Origin of the sequence: Oribacterium sp. FC2011 (assembly GCF_000701645.1) — a bacterium.
In the GTDB taxonomy this organism is placed as follows: Bacteria; Bacillota; Clostridia; order Lachnospirales; family Lachnospiraceae; genus Oribacterium.
Genome location: NZ_JNJM01000048.1, coordinates 1 through 5,542, shown reverse-complemented (window position 1 = coordinate 5,542; position 5,542 = coordinate 1). Strand labels below are relative to the sequence as shown.

The following is a 5,542-nucleotide window of genomic DNA, read 5'->3' as shown; positions in this document are numbered from 1 at the left end:
TCCACAAGGTCGTCACCTATATTGTCTCTTGATCCAGAGTCTATAGCCACTTTCTTAACATCTGATATAAGAGAAGAAATTGCATCTTTTCTAGCCTTATCTCTTGCCTTCATGGCTGCTATCATATCCTTTTGAAGTGTTTCAAATTTTGTCATGTTTAATACCTTCTTTCTAAATAGTTTTAATTGATTATTGACCATCCAAAGAGAAATGTCTACCAAGGAAATCTTCTTCAAGCTCTTTCACAATTCTTATTAGACGTTGTATTACTTAACCAACGATAAAAGCGTTTCCTTTATAACTGTTATGCACTTGCCAACAAAAGCTTTACGTGTTGTTTCATCAACAAGTGCAATCGCAGCTTCATTCATCTTCTTAAAATCAGGTACCGTATCTATAGCATCAATCGTGCTATCCGAGCCAGTTGGAAGATACTTCCATACTATGATCCAGCCTTCTTTTTCTTTCTTCTCCGGAAGATTAATGTGCTCTCGAAGCTTTAACCACAGCTCATCTGAGATAACATCACACTGATTTCCGACTTCATATCCCGTATTGGACTCAGCCCCATAATCGAATACACATAAACTTCCGAAAAGCTTATAGTCTATCTCAATCCTCAGCCATAGAGATAAATCTCTTCCAAGGTTAACTGATTTAATAACGTAATTAAGCCCCGGATAAGAAGATTCATTGCGAGTATAGTACTCTTCTGTCGCCTGATATTTGTAGTGAAACCATTCTGATCTTGTTTCCAGCTCCAGATTATATTTACAAAGAATAGGCTGCATCTGAGCTTCAAACTCTTCAAAAAGCCTTTTCATAATCTCTGCTTTGGCATGATTAACTCCACCAGCTATCTCTAAAGAAGTTCTAAGGCTATCAGAATCAGCTAAAATCTTGTTTGTAAGATTCATCTTGTACTCCGCATTATCTACATTAATAAATTCCTTGACCGCTTCTGAGTACTGATCAATCAGCACCTGCATCTCATCCGGTGAACCAGCCTTTATGTCTTCCAGCCATCTTAAAATGTCCTCAGAAAATGAAATGCATTTTACAGCACCTTCAGGAAGTCTGTCACCTGCTCTACCGGTCAAGCTATATTCAGATGGCTTGTATCCGCTTTTTGTCAGATATACGACAAAAGCATTCTTATCCCTTTTCTTTGCAAACTGATAATAGTCATAGCACTGACTTTTCTGATCCCCAGCATTTATCTTAACTTCCATAGGAATAAAGCCACCATGATATGTGATAACAATATCAATTCTCCTGTCATCCGTGATGGGATATTCCTTATAAACATGAGCATCTTCAATTTCTTCATCAAAAATATCAAGCCCAAGAACTGTCCTTACAAAGCAGCCAAGATACTTTGCTCCCTGCCCGTGTTCCCCTTGATTGTTTAGCAAATCAGCAAGTACCCTGCACATCTGAACTTCATTCTGTGTCAGATTCAGAATCCGATAAATGTTGTATTTTTTGTTTCCGTCTTGCGTAGCGGACAAATGTTTACTCACAATTGTCTTGCACTCTGAAATAAGTTGCTCAAATCGTTCCATACCCTTACTTGCAAAAATTACTCAATGTGTTTCTCTTTACAGCATCACGCATGAGCCAATGAACTGTTGTGAATGTCTTTCCACTGCCGGTGGGCATAATGAGCATACCATTCCTATCCGGAACATCTTTGGTAAGACAAAAGTACTCCTTAAGCGATTCAACTGCTTTCTGTTGATGAGGTAATATAAGTGTTCTGTTATTTGGCGTTGATTTTTCGATATCTATAACTTGATAATAGTTTTCATATTTCATAATCATCATCCTTTATCATCACTAAAGCCATATTTCAATACCGAACCGTACAAAGCAATTCATTCATATATTGATGTTAAGGGGGGCTGCTTTCATAGAGTTTAATCAAACGTATTTCTTGAAAACATTAGCGAATAAAACTGCTTTGTCTATCATCTCATTCATCAAACTGTCATAGTTCGAGTGATCATTAAAATCCAAGCCCGAAATACGATAAAGCACCCTCGAAGATTTCTTTCCATCCAGCCTTTGCCAGTCTGGCTCCAAACCAAGCCTATTTTCTATCTCTTCTTTCTGAGCGTACAACTTATCAAAAAGATCCTTGTTATCTCTGATATAGAACTCTACGCCAACATATCCATCTTTGTTTACCAATGTGAGAGACACATGAGCATCACTGGTTCCAATAGCAATATCATACCAGTGATCTGTGGTCGCCTTACGCACGTTAAAAGGCTTGCCTCTCTCTACGAGGATTTCATTAAATCTTGTCCAAAACTCTATACGCTCGCCTTGCGACTTGTTATAATCGCCGGAACCGGATGATTGTGTTTTAGCATTTTTAATAAAGCCATTCGGTTTTTCAACCACCTCAAATTTTGGTGCACATAAAGAATCTCCGATTTGATATGCGTGTATCTCTATCAAGAAAAAACTTAGCTTTTCAGGTGTATTATTATTTAACCATTCAATAGCACTTCGATGTTCCTCACGTGCTTCCTTAACAATCCAGACTACAACTTTTGCATCTAATCCTGACGCATAAGTGATGATTTTTCCTAGATGATCATGGTTAGAAATTTCCAGTTGGTTTTCGATGATAACCTTGTCTCCGGTTGTCTCATCTGTTCCAACAAGATCACAGCGATAAGCCCCGACATAAACCTCTTTCTCAACTTCACTTAAAGTAAGACCAATAGCCTCATTAAGAAGTTCTAGATTTTCAGACTTAGACAGCCACTCAGAGAAATCATATTGTTCATGACTCCACAGTTTTCTGATATCAACTTCTTGCAACTTCCCCAGTTTCATTGTCGCCATAATCTGATCCTCCTTACTCTATAGGCTCCAGATACCTAACCTCTTTCCCATTTTGCTTAGCATATTCAATCTCAGACCTTGTGCTGTCTCCGATATATCCTCCGACATTGATGACATATATTGAGTCTGCCATATCGATTTTCCGTTTATGCATGTCATCGAGCATTTCCTTGGTTTTGGAAACGGTTCCTTCGTCCATGCCGTCCCAGACTTCATCATCTCCGGAATGCCCAAAGAGACCTACACTTATAACAATGTTGCCTTCCAGTGTAAGCCTCTTCTGTGTCTCTATAAATTCTTTTTTAAACCGTGTGCTTCCGCATAATGTCACAACAGGATATCCGGACTTTATCTTCTTGAAATTATCGATTAATGTGGGGATGCCTTGGCAGATCCAGAACTCTCCCGATACTGAACCGGAAGACATTCCTCCATGGGCAAATCGTTTAACATGAACCATTGTGTAATACTTTAGTGGTTCACCTACTGCTTTCTCATAATATTGACAAATCATACCTGCCAAATCTCTGGATGAGATATCTAAAGATTCGCCTCTGAATGCTTCCTTCATCTCATCCCAAAGATAGGGATCACCTCTCAGCCCCCATTGCTTAGGTTTATTTTCAAATATCAGTGATAAATCTCTTTTCATATATGGAAGTCCTCTTATGTAATAAAGATGTTCAATTTGATTAATTCATCTAAACATGAAACACCTAATAAAAATGAGTAATACCTATTTACCAGTCAAATTATTTGTTTTAATTATCTATGTACAAGCTACAATTATTGGGTTGGGTACATTTAGTATGCAACATATAATTATTTTAGTTATATAATGATGTGGGTGTCAAAAGTATTCCCACAATGAACTTTGCTACGAATAAAACTATGTATATCAGTGGTTATGCTGTAAAATAGAAGCAAATAAATTTTATCTATTTGAGGTTATTCCTATGTCTTTTGTTAGAAATGATTGTCAGCAGTTATCACTTTTTGATTCCCTTGGATTTCTTTCTCAGCGCAAGCTGCAGATACTTAACAAGTCATGGGCTAAACCCTTTTCGGATTACATCTTCACAAAAATTGATGAGATGATTTTTGCACCGTTATACAGTCAGAACTCCAATTCCCGTCCAAATGCACCGATCAACGTAATAGTTGGATGCCTGATTCTGAAAGAACTTAATGGTCTTACAGATGACGAGATACTCGAAGAATGTGAGTGCGATTTCAGATATCAGTATGCACTCCATACAACAAGTTTTGAAAACCAGCCAATCAGTGATCGAAGCTTCAGCAGATTCCGTCAAAGAGTCTATGAGTACGAACTTGTAACCGGTGAAGATCTTATCCATACCTGCATAACTGACCTGGCTGAGCAGATCCGTAAGTTCATGGATATAAGTCCGATGATCAAACGCATGGACAGCATGATGATTGAATCCAACATCAAGCATATGAGCCGTTTGGAACTGATATATACCTGCGTTTCAAATCTCGTTTGCACTATCGACAGAGACGGTGCACATGATCTTGTGAAAGGTTTTGAAGAGTACCTCGACCCTAACAATCGTAATCAGGTTGTCTACTATAAACAGGATATACCACAAAGCGAAAGACTTCAAAAGGTTATCGATGATGCAGCAAAACTCCTTCCTCTTTGTGAGGAGGACTATGGAGAAACTACCGATTATCAGCTACTGGTTCGTGCTATTTCGGAACAGTGCAAAAAAGATGAAAATGGAAATACCATTCCTAAAAGCAAGGGCGATGGTATGGGATCTTCGGTTCTTCAGAACCCGTCAGATCCGGATGCAACATATCGCTCCAAAGCCGGCAAAGAGCATCGCGGATACGTAGCAAACATTGTTGAAACTGTAAATGCCAATGGCTCTGTTGTCACTGATTATGATTATGACGTAAACATTCACAGTGATCAGGATTTCATCAAGGAGCACCTTGAGAAACAACCTGTTACAAATGAACACGAAGCAATAATCGTTGACGGAGCATATAACAGTGAAGAGATCCGTACATTAGCTGAAACAAAGAACATATCAGTACTTTCAACAGGACTTATGGGTCAAAAACCGAAAAAGATTATTGGCAAGTTCGAAATGAGTGAGGATTATAAAACTGTCTTCACATGCCCGGAAGGACATGAAGTAAACAGCACTTATTATGAATCCCGGGATCAACTCAGGATTTCACTTCCAAGTTGTCATTGCAACGGATGTCCTCATCAGAAAGAGTGTAATCCAAGTCTCGGTAAAAGAGTTGCCAGTCTGCTTCTGCCCATGAAAACAATCAGAGCAGAAAAGCGTAACTCCGAACTTGATCCAGAAACTCGAAAAATGATAGGCCGGATAAGAAACGGAGTTGAAACAGTTCCATCGGTCATTCGAAATAAATATCTTGTGGATACAATGCCAGTACGTGGGAAGCTGAGAACAAAACTGTTCTTCGGCTTTAAAGTTGCGGCCTTAAACTTCCAAAAACTCAGAAGATTTATGGATGGCAAGGAATTATGCAGAGGATTTGCCCTGTGATAGGGGCTAATCTCTCTTACTCCTAAGCCCATAACTCGGATTTTCATAGTTTTATTCAGTTGACAAGGTTCAAATGTATATAACTGAGTGTCAATTGCTCACAAAAATGGACTTTTGACCCTCACATCATA

Annotated in this window: 5 protein-coding genes and 1 pseudogene; 1 reads left to right on the top strand and 5 read right to left on the bottom strand. The window is 38.7% G+C overall.

What is annotated here, in order from left to right; genetic code table 11:
- The 5 genes and pseudogenes from T357_RS22280 to T357_RS21930 form a co-directional block, all read right to left on the bottom strand.
- Positions 1 to 155: pseudogene (locus tag T357_RS22280) on the bottom strand (GatB/YqeY domain-containing protein); the annotation flags it as partial.
- A 111-nt stretch (positions 156 to 266) separates the two neighbouring features.
- Complete coding sequence (locus T357_RS0118070; RefSeq protein WP_031555714.1) at positions 267 to 1,565, bottom strand: PDDEXK-like family protein; 1,299 nt, start codon at positions 1,563 to 1,565, stop codon at positions 267 to 269.
- Positions 1,566 to 1,569: 4 nt separating this feature from the next.
- Complete coding sequence (locus tag T357_RS0118065; protein ID WP_031555711.1) at positions 1,570 to 1,818, bottom strand: DEAD/DEAH box helicase family protein; 249 nt, start codon at positions 1,816 to 1,818, stop codon at positions 1,570 to 1,572.
- Positions 1,819 to 1,923: 105 nt separating this feature from the next.
- Complete coding sequence (locus tag T357_RS0118060) at positions 1,924 to 2,859, bottom strand: DUF4268 domain-containing protein (RefSeq protein ID WP_044917390.1); 936 nt, start codon at positions 2,857 to 2,859, stop codon at positions 1,924 to 1,926.
- A 13-nt stretch (positions 2,860 to 2,872) separates the two neighbouring features.
- Positions 2,873 to 3,511: a hypothetical protein gene (locus tag T357_RS21930; protein ID WP_242840149.1), complete on the bottom strand. Its 639-nt coding sequence runs from the start codon at positions 3,509 to 3,511 to the stop codon at positions 2,873 to 2,875.
- A 304-nt stretch (positions 3,512 to 3,815) separates the two neighbouring features.
- On the opposite strand from T357_RS21930, the gene T357_RS21045 reads away from it, so the two are divergent.
- Positions 3,816 to 5,411 carry a transposase gene (locus T357_RS21045; RefSeq protein ID WP_044916073.1) on the top strand — a complete coding sequence of 532 codons (1,596 nt, stop codon included), beginning with the start codon at positions 3,816 to 3,818 and terminating at the stop codon, positions 5,409 to 5,411.
- The last annotated feature ends 131 nt before the right edge of the window (positions 5,412 to 5,542 follow it).